General features: G+C 30.2%; 15 protein-coding genes and 1 pseudogene. 10 read left to right on the top strand and 6 right to left on the bottom strand.

Translation table 11 applies throughout. The features are described 5' to 3' along the window. The first annotated feature begins 20 nt into the window (after window positions 1-20). Window positions 21-281, top strand: a complete 261-nt coding sequence (locus CLJU_RS06555; protein ID WP_013238000.1) for an HPr family phosphocarrier protein — start codon at window positions 21-23, stop codon at window positions 279-281. A gap of 42 nt (window positions 282-323) precedes the next feature. On the opposite strand, the gene CLJU_RS06560 is transcribed toward CLJU_RS06555, so the two are convergent. Next, window positions 324-539 (bottom strand): DUF378 domain-containing protein, encoded by a 216-nt coding sequence (locus tag CLJU_RS06560; RefSeq protein WP_013238001.1) that lies wholly within the window; start codon window positions 537-539, stop codon window positions 324-326. 247 nt (window positions 540-786) lie between these two features. On the opposite strand from CLJU_RS06560, the gene purB reads away from it, so the two are divergent. Both purB and CLJU_RS06570 read left to right on the top strand, forming a co-directional pair. Further along, window positions 787-2217, top strand: a complete 1431-nt coding sequence (gene purB / locus CLJU_RS06565) for an adenylosuccinate lyase (RefSeq protein ID WP_013238002.1) — start codon at window positions 787-789, stop codon at window positions 2215-2217. 135 nt (window positions 2218-2352) lie between these two features. After that, window positions 2353-3285, top strand: a complete 933-nt coding sequence (locus CLJU_RS06570) for a hypothetical protein (RefSeq protein WP_013238003.1) — start codon at window positions 2353-2355, stop codon at window positions 3283-3285. Between the two features lie 11 nt (window positions 3286-3296). Here CLJU_RS06570 and gltX read toward each other — a convergent pair whose 3' ends face one another. Further along, window positions 3297-4739, bottom strand: a complete 1443-nt coding sequence (gene gltX / locus CLJU_RS06575) for a glutamate--tRNA ligase (protein WP_013238004.1) — start codon at window positions 4737-4739, stop codon at window positions 3297-3299. Window positions 4740-5099: 360 nt separating this feature from the next. Here gltX and gap point away from each other — a divergent pair, with 360 nt between their 5' ends. Continuing rightward, window positions 5100-6155 (top strand): type I glyceraldehyde-3-phosphate dehydrogenase, encoded by a 1056-nt coding sequence (gene gap / locus CLJU_RS06580; protein ID WP_013238005.1) that lies wholly within the window; start codon window positions 5100-5102, stop codon window positions 6153-6155. Between the two features lie 115 nt (window positions 6156-6270). Here the strand turns inward: gap and CLJU_RS06585 are convergent, their stop codons facing one another. Next, a complete protein-coding gene (locus tag CLJU_RS06585) occupies window positions 6271-7512 on the bottom strand; it encodes a D-alanyl-D-alanine carboxypeptidase family protein (protein ID WP_013238006.1) in 1242 nt (413 codons plus the stop codon). Between the two features lie 195 nt (window positions 7513-7707). On the opposite strand from CLJU_RS06585, the gene CLJU_RS06590 reads away from it, so the two are divergent. Further along, window positions 7708-8316: an NUDIX hydrolase gene (locus tag CLJU_RS06590; RefSeq protein WP_013238007.1), complete on the top strand. Its 609-nt coding sequence runs from the start codon at window positions 7708-7710 to the stop codon at window positions 8314-8316. A gap of 120 nt (window positions 8317-8436) precedes the next feature. Here the strand turns inward: CLJU_RS06590 and CLJU_RS06595 are convergent, their stop codons facing one another. Continuing rightward, window positions 8437-9918: a nicotinate phosphoribosyltransferase gene (locus tag CLJU_RS06595; protein WP_013238008.1), complete on the bottom strand. Its 1482-nt coding sequence runs from the start codon at window positions 9916-9918 to the stop codon at window positions 8437-8439. Window positions 9919-10084: 166 nt separating this feature from the next. After that, complete coding sequence (locus CLJU_RS06600) at window positions 10085-10687, bottom strand: thiamine phosphate synthase (RefSeq protein ID WP_013238009.1); 603 nt, start codon at window positions 10685-10687, stop codon at window positions 10085-10087. 456 nt (window positions 10688-11143) lie between these two features. On the opposite strand from CLJU_RS06600, the gene CLJU_RS06605 reads away from it, so the two are divergent. Next, window positions 11144-11521: a response regulator gene (locus CLJU_RS06605; RefSeq protein WP_013238010.1), complete on the top strand. Its 378-nt coding sequence runs from the start codon at window positions 11144-11146 to the stop codon at window positions 11519-11521. 124 nt (window positions 11522-11645) lie between these two features. Here CLJU_RS06605 and CLJU_RS06610 read toward each other — a convergent pair whose 3' ends face one another. Beyond that, window positions 11646-13646, bottom strand: coding sequence for a methyl-accepting chemotaxis protein (locus tag CLJU_RS06610; RefSeq protein WP_013238011.1), 2001 nt, complete (start codon window positions 13644-13646; stop codon window positions 11646-11648). 270 nt (window positions 13647-13916) lie between these two features. Between CLJU_RS06610 and CLJU_RS06615 the strand changes: the two genes are divergently transcribed. The 4 genes and pseudogenes from CLJU_RS06615 to CLJU_RS06630 form a co-directional block, all read left to right on the top strand. Beyond that, window positions 13917-14288: a BlaI/MecI/CopY family transcriptional regulator gene (locus CLJU_RS06615; RefSeq protein WP_013238012.1), complete on the top strand. Its 372-nt coding sequence runs from the start codon at window positions 13917-13919 to the stop codon at window positions 14286-14288. Window positions 14289-14294: 6 nt separating this feature from the next. Continuing rightward, entirely contained in the window at window positions 14295-15782 is a 1488-nt protein-coding gene (locus tag CLJU_RS06620; RefSeq protein ID WP_013238013.1) for a M56 family metallopeptidase, read from the top strand. Window positions 15783-16072: 290 nt separating this feature from the next. Next, window positions 16073-17218 (top strand): S8 family peptidase, encoded by a 1146-nt coding sequence (locus tag CLJU_RS21270; protein ID WP_013238014.1) that lies wholly within the window; start codon window positions 16073-16075, stop codon window positions 17216-17218. Window positions 17219-17428: 210 nt separating this feature from the next. Continuing rightward, window positions 17429-17695: pseudogene (locus tag CLJU_RS06630) on the top strand (type 1 glutamine amidotransferase family protein); the annotation flags it as partial. Window positions 17696-17788 lie beyond the last annotated feature (93 nt).

A 17788-nucleotide genomic window follows, 5' to 3' on the forward strand; every position in this document is an offset into this window, starting at 1 on the left:
AAAGCATAGAGGTGAATTAAATGATTTCTAAAGAAGTTATAGTTAAAAGCTCTACAGGATTACATGCAAGACCTGCAACTCTATTAGTAAAAAAAGCTTCTTCATTTAAGTCAGATTTATCTATAGAATTTGATGGAAAAAAAGCTAACATAAAGAGTTTAATTGGAGTTCTTTCATTAGGAGTAACAAAGGATTCTAAAGTTAAAATTACTGCATCAGGTAATGATGAATCACTAGCAGTAGAAGAGATTATTAAATTAATAAACTCACTAGAAGAGTAAGATAATAAATATAAGACCTATGTAAAAGTATAGGTCTTATATTTATTTATAGCTTTTTTTGGCTTTAAAAAATAGTATAATCATATCTATTCCTGCAGTTCCTATAAGTATATATAGTATTCTTCCAATCAAATTAGCAGGGTCACCAAATAAAATCTCCACTATGTTAAAATCTAATAAACCTATTAGTCCCCAATTTATAGCCCCGATAACTACTAAAATTAAAGAAACTTTATCTATGATACTAAGTTTATACATATTTTGCTTACTGGGCTAGAAAACTTATCCAAACCCAATAAAGTTCACCTCTTTCTTTTTTATTAGTTCTTAATTAAAGTATATTAGATATATAATAAAATAGAACAGTTTGTACACCTTATTTATTGGATAAAATTTGTTCAATCTATTATTTTAGTGAATATAAACGTGTAATATAGCAAAAATATATGTTATAATATGAATAATAAAAACAATTATATTACATACGTACGGAGGTATTTTTAAAATGAGAGACACATACACAACTCCTTTAAACACAAGATATGCATCTAAAGAGATGAGCTATATATTTTCTGATGAAAAGAAATTTAAAACTTGGAGAAAACTTTGGGTAGCTCTTGCAGAGTGTGAAAAGGAGCTTGGACTTAATATAACTTCTGAGCAAATAGATGAACTGAAGGCTAATATGGAAAATATAAATTACGAAGACGCAAAAAAAAGAGAAAAGGAAGTAAGACATGACGTAATGAGCCATGTATATGCTTATGGACTACAATGCCCTAAAGCTAAGGGAATAATACATTTAGGTGCAACTAGCTGTTATGTGGGGGATAATACCGACCTTATAATTATGAGAGAAGCCCTTCATATAATAAAGAGAAAAGTTATAAATGTAATAAGCTATCTTACTAAGTTTGCTTTAAAATATAAAGATATGCCAACTTTGGGATTTACTCATCTTCAACCTGCACAGCTTACTACAGTAGGAAAAAGGGCAACTTTATGGCTTCAAGACCTTTATTTAGACATTGAAAATGTAGAATTTGTCATACAAAATATGAGATTTAGAGGTGTAAAGGGAACTACTGGAACTCAAGCTAGCTTTATGGAACTTTTCAATGGAGATGAAGAAAAAGTAAAAAGATTAGATACAATGGTAACTAAGAAAATGGGATTTGAAAAGGAGTTTATGGTTACAGGACAGACTTATACTAGAAAACTTGATTCCATAATATTAAATACCTTATCAGAAATTGCTCAAAGTGCATATAAGTTTAGCAATGATTTAAGAATATTGCAGAATATGAAAGAGATGGAGGAACCTTTTGAAAAAAATCAAATAGGATCTTCTGCTATGGCATATAAGCGAAATCCTATGAGATGTGAGAGAATAGGCTCTCTTGCAAGATACATAGTAGTAACAGCTTTAAATCCTGCTATAACAGCTTCAACTCAATGGTTTGAAAGAACCCTTGATGATTCAGCAAATAAGAGAATATCTATACCAGAAGCCTTTCTAGCTCTTGATGGAGTGCTAAATTTATATATGAATGTATCGGAAAATATGGTAGTGTATCCTAAGGTAATTGAATCTCATGTGTCTTCTGAACTTCCTTTTATGGCTACAGAAAACATAATAATGGAAGCTGTTAAAAAAGGTGGAGACAGACAGGAACTTCATGAGAGAATTAGGGTTCATTCTATGGAAGCAGCTAAAATGGTAAAAGTTGAGGGAAAGAAGAACGACTTATTGGAAAGAATAATAGGAGATCCTTTCTTTAAGATGAGTGAAGAAGAGATACTTTCACTAGTGGATTCTAAGAAGTTTATAGGTAGGGCACCTGGTCAGGTAGTTGACTTTATTCAGCAGCAAATAAAACCTCTTCTTGATAAAAGTAAGGATATTTTAGGAGAAGAAGCTGAAATAGATGTTTAGAGATTTTCTTTCAAATACCTTAAGCTATAGAATAAATATGTAAAAATAAAAATTAAATTTGCAACTTAAATTAAAGCCTTCATATTCTAGTATTATAGGATTACCCTATAGCCTTAGTTATGGAGGTGTTTTTAATTGTCCAAAAGAAATAATGCAGATGATTTAATGCAATTAGCTTTATATATGGTACCAAAGTATATGAAAAGAATACAAAAATATAATAAGATGTTTGCTAATTCTGATAATGAAAAAGAGTACTATGAGCAGGAATATGCTGACAATAAAGAAATATTTGATTTCATACAGAAAAATATTATAGAAAAAAATAAAGATCTATTAAAAAGTGAATCAGAAGATAAGACTAAAAAAATTGCTGAGAAAACTGATACGAAAGACAAAGATGAAAAAGAGAAGAAAGAGGAAAAAGATAAATCAGAGGAAAAGAAGGAGGATAATAAAAAGGAAGCATCAAAAAAACATAGTTCCCATAGAAAAGAAAAAAATTTGAAGAAGTTGAATGGAGAAATAAAAAAAGATGGTACTATAATGTTTAAAAATAAGTGTCTTTTAAACTGTAATTCAGGAGTAATGGATTTATTAAATAAATTTGGCAGTGAAAAATTAGACTTGTATGTTAAAAATGATACAAGTGATATTTTTAAACATGTAAATGTAGTGCATTCAGATGGGGAACTTGTTAGATTTAATGATGGAGATTCGGATATTGTAGTACCTATAAAAAATATAGTAGGATTATATTCTACTAAACTCTCATCTATGGAAAAGCTATTAGAGGAAGATAACTATAAAATTAGCTGTCCCCTTGAAAAAACTATGAGAGAGTATTTTAGTTCTTTAAAGGGAAAGGCTATAGAGATTTGTACAAAGGGTGAAGAAAGCTTTAAGCATTTAAAAAATAAAACTGTTACAAATGTAGGTAAAGGATTTGTAATAGTAGATAATAATACAATGGTGACATTTTACAATATACTATTTGTGAAAGAACTAAAGAAAGAACAGGGAACACCAGAGCAAAAAACTGATAATAAAAACGTACCTAAAATATAGGTACGTTTTTATTATTGAGCATTTTTAAGTTTCTCAATACCAATTTCTGTTCTCTTTATAGATTCTTCTTTGCCTATAATATCAGCTATTTCAAAAGCTCCACCAGGGGTGGATTTTTTGCCAGAAAGGCCAATTCGTACAGGCCACAGTACTACTCCATTTTTAACGCCCATTTCTGATATTAAGTCCATACAGCATTTTTCTATATTTTCAAAAGTCCAAGGTGATAGTTCTTTAAACTTTGGAAGAATTTTTTCAAGTACTGTAAGTGAGCTTTCCAAATTTGATTTCATTCTTTTGTGCACATATATGTCTTCAGTGTATTCTGGGAGTTCCTCAAAGAAATCTAGGAAGTCAGGTATCTCGCTTAATACTTCAACTCTTGTTTGAAGTAAACTACTTATCTTTAAAAAATCTAAGTCCTTTGAAATTACTTTTTTATAATAAGGAAGGGCAAGAGAGTTGAATTCTTCTAAAGACAGCTTCTTTATATATTCCCCGTTCATCCACTTCAGTTTTACATTATCAAATATAGCAGGTGATTTATTGATATTTCTATAGTCAAATTCTTTTACAAGCTCCTCTAAATTAAAGATTTCCTGTTCACTTCTTGGGTTCCATCCTAAAAGTGCTATATAATTAAGTACAGCTTCTTTCAAATAACCCTTTTCTATCAAGTCCTCAAAAGACGCATCACCGTTTCTTTTGCTCAGTTTATTATGTTCATCTTTCATTATTGGGGGACAGTGAACGTATATTGGAATTTCCCATCCGAAAGCTTCATATAATCTATTGTATTTAGGAGCAGAAGATAGATACTCGCTTCCTCTTACTACATGAGTTATTCCCATAAGATGATCATCTATTACGTTTGCAAAGTTATAAGTAGGATATCCATCTGATTTTATAAGTATCATGTCATCTAATTCAGAATTGTCAACAGATATGTTACCATAAATTTCATCATTAAATGAAGTGACACCTACTTCAGGATTGTTTTGTCTTATAACATAAGGAATTCCTGATGATAAATTTTTTTCTATTTCTTCCTTTGAGAGGTGTAAGCAGTGTTTATCATATTTATAAGTATCTGAATTATTTCTCAGTGAATCTAGTCTTTCTTTTGTGCAGAAACAATAGTATGCTTCTCCTTTTTCTATAAGTTCTTTTGCGTATTTTAGGTAAATATCAGTTCTCTGACTCTGTACGTAAGGACCAACAGGGCCTCCTATATCAGGTCCTTCATCATGTTTAAGACCTGTAGCTTTTAGAGTATCGTAAATTACATTTAGGGCTCCTTCTACAAATCTTTCCTGATCTGTATCTTCAATTCGGAGTATGAAATCCCCACCTGCATGTTTTGCAATTAAATATGTATACAGCGCAGTTCTTAAGTTTCCAACGTGCATATATCCTGTTGGACTTGGCGCAAACCTCGTTCTAACTTTAGCCATTTTTTTCACTCCCATTATTTTAAAGTAAAAACCTTTCATCTATTTCAGATGAAAGGTTGTAAGTTTTCTACTACCCTTAAATAATATAATAATAGAGATTTTGTGTCAAGCAGGTTTATTATGAACTTATTTGTAAAATGGAGAAAATGGATATTAAATGTAGATAATATTAATATATGAAAGGAAAATAAGTATATCATAATAAATGGGCAGGAAAATAAATTTGACATATATGCTGTCTATTGATATAAATAATATAGCACATATGTTATTTATACAGCATATATTTTAAAATATAAAGATAAATGTTATGTAATAATAAAGTAAAAGTACATAAATTTTTTATAGGGGGAAAAGATAATGTCCATAAAAGTTGGAATTAATGGTTTTGGAAGAATAGGAAGGTTGGTTTTGAGAATTGCTCAAGAAAGACTGAAGGACAATATTGAGATTGTAGCAATTAACGCAAGAGCAGATAACGAAACTCTGGCACATCTTCTAAAATACGACTCCTGCTACGGAAGATTTAATGGAAATGTAAAGGCAGCAGAAGATTCAATTATTGTAAATGGTTCTAAAATAAAAGTGTTTAGAGAAAATGATCCTGAAGATTTACCTTGGGGTAAATTGGATGTAGATATAGTTATAGAATCCACGGGAAAGTTTAAAGATAGAGAAAGCTTATACAAGCATATAAAAGCTGGAGCAAAAAAAGTTATAATTACAGCTCCTGCAAAGGACGAAGATATAACTATAGTTATGGGAGTAAATCAAGAAAAATTTGATGTTGAGTCTCATAATATTATCTCAAATGCATCCTGTACAACTAATTGTTTGGCACCTTTTGCTAAAGTATTAGATAAGAATTTTGGAATTATAAGAGGCCTTATGACTACAGTTCACTCTTATACAAATGACCAACAATTGCTTGATAAAACTCACAAGGATTTGAGAAGAGCTAGAGCTGCAGGAGAATCTATAATTCCGACTACTACTGGAGCAGCTAAGGCAGTGGCAAAAGTATTGCCTAATTTAGAGGGAAAATTAAGCGGTTTTGCACTTAGAATACCTACACCTACAGTTTCTATTACAGACTTGGTCTGTGAACTTTCAAAATCTGTTACGGTAGAAGAAGTAAATGAAGCTTTTAAAAGAGCTTCTGAGGGATCTATGAAAGGAATACTGGGATATTCTGAAGAACCACTGGTATCTATAGATTATAAGGGAGACGATAGGTCTTCTATAGTAGATGGTCTTTCAACTATGGTATTAAAGGATAATATGATTAAAGTAGTATCCTGGTATGATAATGAATGGGCTTATTCCTGTAGAACTGTAGATTTGGCTAATTATATTGCAGGTGAGATGGAGAAGGCTAGTGAAAAACCTATTGATATGGTTGCAGAAGGAGTTTAAAATATCAATCAAGTTTTCATTCAGATGAAATCCAATAAAAAAATTGTTCCTATGAAACTTCATGGGAACAATTTTTTTATCTTAAATTATCTTGGTCAGTTTTTCGTATAAACTGTTATAAATAGCGATGTCTTCTTTTACGTCTTTTCATTATACGTGCCAGGATAAAAATAAATATCAATGCTAATATAAAAATTGCAGCGTAAAAGGAAATAACATTTTTATCTAAGGTCTGTTTTGGCAGATCCGAATAAATATTATAATCCTTGGAGAACTCACGTTGGCTTACAGTAAGTGTTCCCAGGGGAACTTCACCTTTTAGAGCTTCCACAGAAGTATTTTTAATGCTTATAATTTCTTTCAAGTCTTTTTTATTCAAATCATTATCATAATATGTTACATCATCTTTAATCTTAATAGGTACTTCTAAGCTTTTTTTAATACCTATAAAAGAAATAGGATTGTAGCTAACTTCTTTTCTTCCTATTATAGAATCCTTTTTATTCAAAACAACAGGTTGTTTTGAATAACTCCAATTTATTATTTTTTCCATATCATTAAATACATAACTGTCTGCAGGATCGTAAACTGAGCCCATTACGACTCCTACCATTTCCCTACCATTCCTGTTATAAATTGCAACTAGGCATCTTCCAGCTGGATCAGTATATCCAGTTTTACCTGCAATGCAGCCATCTTTGCCTAAAAGCTTATTTGTGTTTTTGATTGGAAAAGCAAGTCCTTTTGTAGTTTTTATAGTATTTGCAGGTCTTTCCATAGCCTTTTGTATACGTGGAATTTTAAAGGCTTGTCTCGCTATAACACTCATATCGTAGGGTGTAGTATAGTGATTTGGATTATGGAGACCATTTGGTGTTACAAAGTGAGTATTCTTTAAATTTAGGTTTTTTACTTCTTCATTCATTTTGTCAGAAAATGTAGGTGCATCCTTAGATACATTTTCTGCTACGACGTATGCTAAGTCATTGGCAGAATACATTAAAAGCCCATCCATTACATCTTCAGCAGACATAGTATCACCTACCTCTATTGCATGTAGATCTCTATTTAAAGAGGACGGTGGCTGAGATTTAGCATCAGCTGTGTATGTTAGCATATCCCCTGGTTTTTTATTTTTTTCAAGAAGAATAGCTGTTAAAAGTTTTGTAGTGCTAGCAGGGTACATTTTAATATCTGCATTTTTTTCATATATTATTTCATTTGTCTGCATGTCCACTGTTATTGCTGCTTTACCATATATTTCAGGTAGAGCAGTTGAATTATCAGCAAGTACATTAAAAGATAAACAAAATATGAAAATAAATGTAAGTAATAAACTAGTATTTTTACATTTCAAAGTACATCACTCCACTTATTTAATATTTATGTATATGTTTTGTTAAGGCATTTGAAAGAAAATATCCTAGCATACTGACTAGTTATTTCTTTGAAAATGCCTAAAAACATTATATAATTAATCATGACATTTTAAAGTATAACATTATAAAATTCATTTTACAATTGAGGATTATTTGATTTTAGGAGGTAAACAATGATAGATAAAATAAATGATATATTTAAATCTAGAAAAGCAAATATGATTGGACATTATAATAAAAATTCAGTGATGATTCCCTTATGCAGTATGGACGGAGAATTAAATTTGTTATTCGAAGTAAGGTCTTTAAATTTAAAACATCAGCCTGGGGACGTATGTTTCCCTGGAGGAAAAATGGAAAAGGGGGAAATTCCAAAAGATACAGCTATTAGAGAAACTATGGAAGAACTAAATTTAAATAGGGAGGATATAGAATTTATAGGGGATATGGATTATATTGTCACTCCCTATAATTTTATAATGTATCCTTTTGTATGCAAGTTAAATAGGGAAGATATAAGTCCAAGTAAGGAGGAAGTAGATCATGTATTTACGGTACCTCTAAATTTTTTTATAGATAAAGAACCTGTATTACATGAAATTGAGATAGTTCCACATCCAAAAGAGGATTTTCCCTATAATCTGATAATAGGTGGAGAAAACTACAAATTTAGGAGGGGGAAAATGCCATCATATTTTTATACATATAAAGATTATATTATATGGGGGTTTACGGCACTAATAATAAAGAAATTTACGGATATAATTAAAAATGAAATATAACTTATTAACAGTATTCCTAATGTTTTTAGCATTTAGAAAGCATTGTCTAGAGGCTTCAGACATAGAACAGAGGAACAGGTAATAAGCTTATTACCTGTTCCTCTACAAATTGCATTGATATTATTCTACATAAGTTGAAGAATATTTACTGAGAAGTTCATGTTTTAAATCCCAGAGTTTTTCAGATAAATCTACATAGTAGTGATGAGGATTTTCAAATCTCAGCACTTCAGGCCATAATTTGGACAATTCTTCTTTTGCTCTATCTTTTATGTCTAGCACATCAGGGCAGGTGTATACAAGTTTTCCCTTATCAAATATTTTTACTCTTAAATCTTTTATATAATAATCTCTTATTTTTTTCCTTTTCCACGTAAAAACTGGATCAAATATTTCTATAGTCTCATCCTTATTTATTTCTTCATCTTCTAAAGTTATTAAATCTGCAATTGCTTTATTTTCCTTTTTACTATAAATTCTATATACTTTTTTAAATCCAGGGTTAGTTATTTTCTCTTCATTTTCACTTATTTTTATTTTAGGTATAATTCTACCTTCCCTATCTTCTATGGCAGATAGCTTATATACTCCGCCAAATACTGGTTCTGATCTTGCAGTTATGAGTCTCTCTCCTACACCAAAAGAATCAATGCAGGCACCTTCTCTAAGTACATCAGTTATGATAAATTCATCTAATGAGTTTGAAATAACTATGTTAACATCTTCAAGATCGGCTCTATCAAGTATTTTTCTGCATTCTTTTGTTAAGTAAGTTATGTCTCCACTATCAATTCTTACTCCTTTAGGTTTATGACCGTTTGGAATTAAAATTTCTTTGAAAACCTTTATAGCATTGGGGAGACCGGATCTCAGTACATTGTATGTATCAATAAGTAGCACACAATTATCAGGATATACTTCAGCCCAGGCCTTAAAAGATTCATATTCTGATGGAAAAAGTTGTATCCAACTGTGGGCCATTGTGCCAACTGCAGGCATACCAAACATTTGCTCAGATATAGTGCAAGCAGTGGAACTACATCCGCCTATAACTGCAGCTCTGGCACCATATATAGCTGCATCAGGAGCTTGAGCACGCCTAGAACCAAATTCCATTACAGGTCTAGTGCCTGCTGCTCTACAAATTCTACTTGCTTTTGTTGCAATTAGAGTTTGGTGATTTATAGTTAGAAGTATCATGGTTTCAACAAACTGAGCTTGAATAGCGGGACCTCTTACAGTTATTAGCGGTTCATTTGGAAATATAGGAGTTCCTTCGGGTACGGCCCATACATCACAGCAAAATCTAAAATCTTTTAGGTAATTTAAGAAGTCTTCTGAAAATTGTTCCTTACTCCTGAGATACTCTATGTCTTCATCTGTAAAACTTAAATTTGACAGGTATTCTATAACTTGTTGAACACCTGCCATTATGCAATAACCACCTTCATCTGGAATCTTTCTGAAAAACATATCAAAATAGGCTATTCTATTACCCATATTGGTTTTCAAATACCCGTTACCCATAGTAAATTCATAGAAATCTACTAGCATTGTGAGGTTTCTTTCGTTTCTCACATTAAAGTTCTTTGTGCTTTCCATAATGAAAATCTCCTCTTATCTACGTTTTGATTATGATAAAAAAATATACATATGTATACATTGTAATACTTAAATTAACATATTACAAGGTTGTACATTTATGGAATTCTGAACTTTATTGAAGAATGTAAGTCATGGTTTGATCTCTAAATTTTTTATCATACCTTCATCTTTTAAAATGTTTTTTTAGATTATAAGTTGTAGTAAAAGGGTCATCTGAAGTCATTACAAGAGACATTACAGCTGCACCACGAACTTTGGTTTCTAGTACTGTGTCTATATTGGTCTCAGTTATTCCACCTATTGCAATAACTGGAATTGAAATGTTACTTAGGACTTCTTTTAAAAATGAAATACCCCTACCTTTTAGTCCTTTTTTACAGTCTGTTTCAAAAATGTGTCCTGTAAGGAGATAATCTGCGCCTTTTTTTTGTGCGTTTATAGCTTCCAAAGTATTGTGTACAGATACACCTACAGTGCATTTTAATTTTAAATTGCTATTCATATAATTTTGATAACTTGTGTGAAATCCTTTGGCATTTACTTTTAAGGCTGTTTCTATACTGTTGTTTATTATTAAGGGTATATTACTAGAATCTGTAATTTTTTTTATTTCTTCAGCAATTGGAACTAGTTGCCTATAAGTAAGATCTTTTTCACGTAAGATTATGGCATCTGCACCACCTAATATGGAAGCTTTTAGTATATCAATCATATTCTTATTTTTTACAAGCCTTCTGTTTGTTACTATATATAATTTTTTGTTCATAGTATTATGGACTCCCAATCTTTTATTTTATGGATAAATTTATACTTAATTAATAAAAATAAAAAGGAGTGTTTATGTTTTAAACACTCCTTGAAATATATCTTTATTAATTTGTCTCCCTACGGTAGTGTTAACTACATCAAGTTCAAATGGCCAGGTTTCATCTTCCCAATCAAAATGGTCCACCCGCAACAATTTATTAATTTATAGGTATATAATACTACTTAGTTTTATATATGTAAATGATTTGAAATATAATTTGTAATAAAATGGTACAAACTATAGAAAATTATTCTAATATTTTGTATAATTAAAATATAAATTTGTGATTATTTGTATGCTTAGGTAACTTTATGGTTGATTTACGAAATTGATGGAAGAGTTATTGATGGTAGATCGAATAAAAAGTACTAAATATTATATAGATAAACTTTATGAGGGGAGTTTTAAAGAATTATGGGTAAAAAAAATATATTAATAATTGATGATTCCTTAAGTGTGAGACAATTTATAAGAAAGATTTTAGAGAAAGCAAATTATAAAGTATATGAAGCAGGGGATGGTGAAGAAGGAATCAAAGTATTTAAAGAAAGTGGTAATATTGATCTAGTAATTACGGATATATATATGCCTAAAAAAAGCGGAATAGAAGTTCTTATAGAATTAAAAAAAGAGTATGAAGATTTAAAAATAATTATTCTTTCCGATGGAGGGGAAAAAGACTTTTCAGATGAAAATGGAATATGTGAAGACCTTGGGGCCACTTATTTTTTTAAAAAGAATTGGGTAAAGGACGAACTTATAGAATTAGTAAATAGGATATTTATCAAGTGATTTTTATGAAGCAACTTTTTTAGTTAATAGTTAAGAGTGAAGAATTAATTCTTAATTTGTGAGAGTTGAGTAATTAATTTAAGATTAAGCTGCTATATAAGATATAGCAGCTTAATTTTGCCTATTAGTTAATTTTAAATTTATTTATTTCAGCTGCTAATTGTTCTGCTAATATTTGAAGATTACTTGAATGTTTTGTAAGTTCCTCCATAGTGGCTGATATCTCTTCTGTTGAAGCTGTAGTTTCTTGTGAAGCTGCAGCTGTTTCCTGTGATATAGATGAGATATTATCAATTTCAGATATTGTAGATTGCTTTTTCTCATTTATATCTGAAATTGATGTTTTTACTTCATCAACTTTAGCAATCATTGATTCAATTGATTTTAGAATTACTTTAAATATTTTATGAGTTTGATCTACGGCTAAATATTGCTCATCTACTGCGCTTTCAGCGGATTTGATAGCACTTACTGCTGTCTCTGATTTATTTTGTATACTTTCTATAATTTTCTTTATCTCATTGGTTGAATTTTGAGATTCTTCAGCAAGTATCCGTATCTCTTCTGCTACTACGGCAAATCCTTTACCAGCTTCGCCTGCACGTGCAGATTCTATACTTGCATTTAATGCTAAAAGATTAGTTTGTTCTGTTATTTCAGATATTGTTTCAGATATACTATTTATCTGTTTAGCACTTTCGTTCATGTCACGAACTATATCATTGACGGAGGTAGTAACCGTTTTAGCCTTATTTGATTTTTCAGTTAAAGTATCTACTACAGATAGTCCTTTTGTACCTAACCTTTTAGTGGCATTTGAGATTTTATCCATTTCATCAGAACTAATACTAACTTCTTTCAGCCTGTTTGATAAATCCTCCATTTCAGAAGCGCCATTTTGAGCACCTTTAGCTTGTTCAGTTGCACCTAAGGAAACTTCTTCAACAGATTTTGCTACTTCGCCTACAGAAGCTGTTACTTCTTCAGACATACTTGCAAGACTTGTTGACGTTTCTAGCACTGTTTCAGATGATTTTAAAACATTATTCATGAGCTTGGATATATTTTTCATCATTAAGTTAAATGATTCAGCCAAATCTTTAAATTCATCCTTTGTGGAAGCAGTTATGGACACCGTTAAATCTCCATTTGAGGCTTTGGAAAATACTCCCTTTAATTTTTTAATATTATTAGATATTCCTTTACTTAAAAACAATGAAAGAAATATCGCAATTATTCCCATTACTATTATTATTAAGAAAGTTTTGACTAATATAGAGTTTGTATCTCTGGTGAGTTCGCTTTTATCTAAAGCAGCCACTAGCTTCCAACCTGTTAATTTATTTGTCTGGTATACACCAAATTTACTAGTACCATTATAGGTATAATTAACAAATCCACTGTTTCCCGATTTTGCTTTATCCCAAAAAGACAGCTTAGAGATTAGATTTGTATTGATAAGTTCTTTTTGGGGATGGGCTAAGGTAGTACCTGATGAATCAGAGACAAATACATATCCTGTAGTACCTACCTTCTTTGTAGATATTCTTTCTGTAAGTGTAGTTAGAGAACAATCCAATCCAATAACGCCAACTACTTGTCCATTTTTTTCTACTGTTTGTACAACTCCAACAAGAGTTTTACCAGTTACAATGTCTTTGTAAGGAGGAGTTATTACAACTTTACCTTTATTAGCTAAAGCTTGTTTATACCAAGGCCTTGTAGTTGGATCATATCCTTCAGGCATTGTTGAAATAGGATATATAGTAAACTTTTTGGAGGCAGTTCCGTAATATACATCAAATATGTCATTATCACTTTCTTTTATACCTTTTAGCATATCTGATATCATTGGAGTATTATTGTCTGTATCAATATTTATAATACCGGGATTATTTGCAGTAAGATTTATTATATCTGAAAATCCATTAAAGTAATTAGTTAATCCACTGTCTATCTCTGAGAGAGTTTGAGTACTTGTAAGTGTTAACTTATTGGTGAGAATTGACTTTGATTGCATATAGGAACCAAAGCCTCCTATGGTTAGTGGAATTACACAAATTGCTATTAAGCTAGTAATTAATTTAGTTCTAATACTGTTTAGTTTGAAATCCTTAAAAGTCATGTTAATCCCCCTTTGTTATTTTATACCGATCACTTAAAAATTTAGTGCTAACTTTAATTAATATGTAATATAATAAAATAATAAAGTACATATTAACAAAAATCAACATAATTCAATAAATTTTTTAAATAAAAATAATTTAAAAAATATACCAAAATGATACAACTTTAAAATGGATAATATATAAAATACTATTGATAATTATTGAGAAAGCGAATAATATATATACTATAGATTACAATCGTAATTATGATTTTAGGAGGAGTTATTATGGCAAATATACCCAAAATATCTGAATCAGAGTGGGAAGTAATGAAAGTCATATGGAATAAAAATCCATGTTCGGCAAATGAAATAATAAAGCAATTGGAAGATAGTACAAGTTGGAAACCTAAGACAGTTAAATCACTTATAAGCAGACTTTTAAAGAAAAATGTAATTGGATTTAATGAGGAGGGCAGAACTTATTATTATTATCCTCTATTTGATGAAAAAGAATGTGCAAGACAGGAGAGCAGTTCTTTTATTAAAAGAGTATACAACGGTGCTGCTAAGAATATGTTATTGAATTTTATAGAAGACAATAAATTGACAGAAGAGGATTTAGACGATTTAAAAAAAATATTAAATGATAGGGATTAGGATCTTATGTTTAAGTTTATTATTTTATATAAATGGGTATTATATTTATCACTTCTAGCTAGTTTTTTAATAATATTTTTTCTAGCTGCTAAAAAAGTTTTAAAACAGAGATTGAGAATAGAAGTTCAATATATTATTGGAATTCTGATTTTGGTAAGACTTATTGTACCGGCTTTACCTAAGAGTTCACTTAGCATATTTAACATAATGCCGTTTTACTTTAATAGACCTCCTGTTACCTCGGCAATAGATAAATTTGACTATGATCAGTATCTTACTGAGAGTGTAAGTGAGGAAAGTGTAGGTAGTGCTAAAGGTGAGACTGATTATGCTTACTTAAATCCAAGTATTATTAGGGATACATTTAACATACCCGAATCATATATGCAAGTCACATTTGAAATATGGTATGTAGGTTTTATTTTAGGCATGATTTATATGCTTATGTCATATGTGACATGTTTGAAAAAAGTAAGTAAGTATGAATCAATAAGGGATAAAAGAATTATTGATATTTTGAAAAAGTGCAAAAACAATATGAATATAAAGAAGAATATAAATGTTGTACAAGGAATAGATATAAAAAGCCCAGCAATTTTTGGTATGATCGCACCTAAGATATTGATGCCCTTAACTGTGATTAAATGTATGAATGACAATGATATTAAAAATATATTTTTACACGAACTTTCGCACTATAAGAAAAAAGATATTTTTGTAAATTATGTTATCGGAATAACTAGAGTAATTTATTGGTTTAATCCTATTATATGGTATTTCACAAATGAAATGAAAAAGGATATGGAATTGTCCTGTGATTCTATAGCTCTTAATTATATAGAATCTGAGAAGACCAAGGAATATGGATATACTATGATAGACCTCATAAAATACTCAAAGTTTGTTAAAAAATCTAGAGTAAGTATGGCAGTTGGCATATCTGTAGATGCTAAATATATGGCCAAAAGAATTAGCATGATAAAGAAATTTGAAAGAATTTCCCCTAAGGCTATTGTAAGCTCCATAATTGTATTCTGCTTTTGTATATTAATTATGCTTACTGAAGCAAAAATAAACAATGTGTTTTCACAAGATGCGTTAAATAAACAGATAACGTCCAAATATGTAGTAGATGAACTTGGAATAAATAGAATAGAGGATAATACAAGTTATCCTTATGAATGTGATCTTGAGGTTTTGGGAAACTGGAAATCTGTAGATATTGTTGATAATATATCTGATTTCAAAAAAGATAAGAGACAGTGGAAAGATAACATGTATATAAAAGAAATTAAATTTTTTAATGGAGGTGCTACAGATAAAAGCTGGTTAACGTGGACAAAAGGAATTGTAATTGATAAAAGTGATAAACTTTCTAGTGAATATGTAATAAAAAATATAGATGGAAAAATTTATATGTTTTTTAGGTGGAAAAATGGCGACTATGCATTTGGATGCAGAAAACCAGTTTACTACGTTTTGAAAAAGGTTTAAATGCATTATAGTTTCTAAGCAAAGAATAAATTTATACTCCAGATATTTTTACAACCCTCAGCTCGGTTAAATATTTTACTAAGACTTATATGCAAAATATTTAAATGAGCTTCATTATTGTAAAAATATGGCTGCATATAAATTTATTCTTAAGTTAGAATGGCTATATAGAGTTTGTAGCTTGAAATTTAAGTTTATACATGAAATTTGTCATTATATGATATTGTATAAGTTTAAATTTCAATTAGAAACTCTGTAAAAATTAATTATGGATAAAAGGAGAATTAAAGATGAAGAAAAAAATTTTAATCATTACGATTACAATTGTAATTTTACTTGCAATTGGAGGGGGCATTTTTGTAAAAAATGCTATGGAAGAAGGTGACCCTAAGAATTGGGGAATAAATCCTTCAAAAATTTCAGATATAGTAACAAACAGGGTTTTGCAAAAATGTAACTCAGATCTTGAGAGAATATATGGATTTCAAGATAAAGATATGTCTAAAAAGGATTTGTCACAGGTCTCTTTAGATGTTATTTCAAATATAAGCTTTGATAAGTCTACAAAGTGGCCTGAAAAAAGTAAACTTCCACAGGGATATGATCCAAATAAGTGGTTCGATGCTGGTAAGAATCCAGGACTGAATTTAAGCAAAATTCATGAAAAGGGAGTTACAGGTAAAGGAATCAGTGTAGCGGTTATAGATAAGCCAATAAGATCTACTCATAACGAATTTAAGGGTAAGATGAATTATTATAAAGTTGGTGATCATCAAACAAGTGCTCATTTTCATGGACTAGCTTGTGCTTCTATTTTAGCAGGTAAAACTTGTGGAGTAGCAAGTGGATCAAAATTGTATTACTTTGCAACTCCAGATTCAAAAGACAGACAGGAATATTATATGGAGGCTATAGATAAGATTATTGATGTCAATAAATCACTTTCTAAAAATGAAAAAATACGAATTGTATCTATATCTGATGGTGTAAGTAAACGGGGCAAATACTTTGATAAATGGCAGCAAACTATAAAGAGGGCAAATTCTAGTGGTCTTACGGTAGTGTATTCTAACTTACTTTATGATAGAAAATTTACATGGGGCGGATGTAATCCTTCAAAGGATAGAAATAATCCCCTAAATTATGAACTTAGTAAATACTTAAATGGAAGAAATATAGATAAATCCAATATAATTGTCCCAGGAGATTTTAGAACTACTGCTGGCAATAGTTCTGATAGTACTTATGTTTACTGGGGTGAAGGAGGATTTAGCTGGGCTATTCCTTATGTTACAGGACTTGCAGCTTTGGCATGGCAGGTAAATCCAAATTTAACGTTTGATCAAATATTAGATAAGCTTATAGAAACAAAGGCTACTACAGCAGAAGGTAGATATATAATTAATCCAGAAAAATTTATAAATTCAATATCTTAAATAAAATATATTAAAAGATGATTTCTATATTTATAGAAATCATCTTTTTGAGTTATGATAGTTCTTAAATTAACCCTAAATTTAATAAAAATTGATGTCAGAAAAGCGCACAGTAATGATCCTAAGATTATAGCAGAAGTTTCAGAAGATCTTGGCGAGCTAATGGTTGGAATGAATTAATCAATAGATTTGAAGAAAGAGGCTGGTAAGATGAAAATAGGTGTACTTGCATTTCAAGGAGGAGTAGTAGAACATATAAAACATTTAAAATCCTTGAATTGTGAAGATGTTGAAGTAAAAAAGTGTGAAGAACTAGATGATATTAGTGGTATCATACTTCCAGGAGGTGAAAGTACAACTATTGGTAAGTCACTCAAAAAAATGGGGGGGTTCCAAAAACTGAAAGAAAAAATAATAAATGGTCTTCCAGTATGGGGAACTTGTGCAAGAATGATACTTCTTGATAAGAATATAGAATATGTGTAACCAATATGCTAATTAGACTTTTATGTGATGCTATAATTAAAAAAGAGGACTTGCATACAGCTACAGCAAGTCCTTTGAAAGTTA

It is taken from the genome of Clostridium ljungdahlii DSM 13528 (genome assembly GCF_000143685.1).
In the GTDB taxonomy this organism is placed as follows: domain Bacteria; phylum Bacillota; class Clostridia; order Clostridiales; family Clostridiaceae; genus Clostridium_B; species Clostridium_B ljungdahlii.

Coding starts and splice junctions, on each gene's coding strand:
- gltX (WP_013238004.1), bottom strand. CDS start 4,739: ATGGCTAAAGTTAGAACGAGGTTTGCGCCAAGTCCAACAGGATATATG.
- CLJU_RS21270 (WP_013238014.1), top strand. CDS start 16,073: ATGAAGAAAAAAATTTTAATCATTACGATTACAATTGTAATTTTACTT.
- CLJU_RS06555 (WP_013238000.1), top strand. CDS start 21: ATGATTTCTAAAGAAGTTATAGTTAAAAGCTCTACAGGATTACATGCA.
- purB (WP_013238002.1), top strand. CDS start 787: ATGAGAGACACATACACAACTCCTTTAAACACAAGATATGCATCTAAA.
- CLJU_RS06615 (WP_013238012.1), top strand. CDS start 13,917: ATGGCAAATATACCCAAAATATCTGAATCAGAGTGGGAAGTAATGAAA.
- CLJU_RS06620 (WP_013238013.1), top strand. CDS start 14,295: ATGTTTAAGTTTATTATTTTATATAAATGGGTATTATATTTATCACTT.
- CLJU_RS06610 (WP_013238011.1), bottom strand. CDS start 13,646: ATGACTTTTAAGGATTTCAAACTAAACAGTATTAGAACTAAATTAATT.
- CLJU_RS06595 (WP_013238008.1), bottom strand. CDS start 9,918: ATGGAAAGCACAAAGAACTTTAATGTGAGAAACGAAAGAAACCTCACA.
- CLJU_RS06600 (WP_013238009.1), bottom strand. CDS start 10,687: ATGAACAAAAAATTATATATAGTAACAAACAGAAGGCTTGTAAAAAAT.
- CLJU_RS06560 (WP_013238001.1), bottom strand. CDS start 539: ATGTATAAACTTAGTATCATAGATAAAGTTTCTTTAATTTTAGTAGTT.
- CLJU_RS06590 (WP_013238007.1), top strand. CDS start 7,708: ATGATAGATAAAATAAATGATATATTTAAATCTAGAAAAGCAAATATG.
- CLJU_RS06605 (WP_013238010.1), top strand. CDS start 11,144: ATGGGTAAAAAAAATATATTAATAATTGATGATTCCTTAAGTGTGAGA.
- gap (WP_013238005.1), top strand. CDS start 5,100: ATGTCCATAAAAGTTGGAATTAATGGTTTTGGAAGAATAGGAAGGTTG.